At 41.3% G+C, this 980-nt stretch carries 1 protein-coding gene; it reads right to left on the reverse strand.

The window, feature by feature from the left end:
• Positions 1-15: 15 nt before the first annotated feature.
• Positions 16-933: an IS30-like element IS1070 family transposase gene (locus tag BMG01_RS10625; protein WP_084939554.1), complete on the reverse strand. Its 918-nt coding sequence runs from the start codon at positions 931-933 to the stop codon at positions 16-18.
• Between the last annotated feature and the right edge of the window lie 47 nt (positions 934-980).

Here is a 980-nt window from a genome sequence, read left to right on the forward strand (position 1 = left end):
GGTAGATTGCAAGAATTAACCGAACACTGCAAACTGCTGAAAAACCTTTCGTGGTGATTGCCAGTTGAGTGTTTTCATTGGTCTCGCATTGATCCAATGATTAATTTGATCTAATTCTTTGGCGCTAACTGTTTCAATTTTGCGTTCTTTCGGTATAAAACGACGGACGTATCGATTTAATATCTCATTACTCCCACGTTCTTCTGGTGAATATGGGTGCGCAAAATAGACTGGAATGCCTAGTTTTTGCTCGATTTCGTTATATTTTGCAAATTCTCGCCCACGATCAACAGTGATTGACTTGGCATTTTTGATCCCTTGAAAAAAACGAATTAAGAGTGGTGTCACTGCCTGACTATTGCGCCCAGTGACCTGTCTCACGATATGTTGCCGGCTTAGTCTTTCAGTAATTGTCACCAGCACATCGCCACGTCTTTTACCCGATTGCATGGTGTCAACTTCAAAATGTCCAAAGGTTTGTCGTGCTTTCACACTTTCAGGTCTCGTTTCAATCGAACGACCATGCACAAATACTTGTCGTCTACCATCAGATTGACGCTTTTGACGGATACCTTTGTCAGGTAAATCAGCCAATGATAGTTTGAGTCGACCAGCATTGAGCCAATTATAAATCGTTTTGAAAGGTAACCCTAAAACATGCGCAGCGGTTTCTGGTGACCACTTCAATATACCAATGTGGTGATTCAAAAAGACAGCGATAGCTGGTGTTAGCGTGTCATGACGACCACGTAGATGACGTTTTTTCAATGCCAACGCATGAGCAATCTCAGCTTTATAGGGTGTAACTTGATGAATTTCAATCGAAACGGTTGAAGGAGAGCGTTTAATAAAGCGCGCAATGGCACGAACAGAATAATTCAATTCGAGTAAAGTTTGAATGACAGTGCGTTCTTGAGATGATAAACTAGTCATGAGTCGCAGTTCCTTTATGGTTGTTTTAGACAATTACCATTAAAGGC

Source organism: Leuconostoc sp. BM2, from assembly GCF_002095565.1.
GTDB classification, from domain to species: domain Bacteria; phylum Bacillota; class Bacilli; order Lactobacillales; family Lactobacillaceae; genus Leuconostoc; species Leuconostoc falkenbergense.

Bases quoted from the DNA above. Each gene is read 5' to 3' on its own strand.
- BMG01_RS10625 (WP_084939554.1), bottom strand. From the start codon at position 933: ATGACTAGTTTATCATCTCAAGAACGCACTGTCATTCAAACTTTACTC.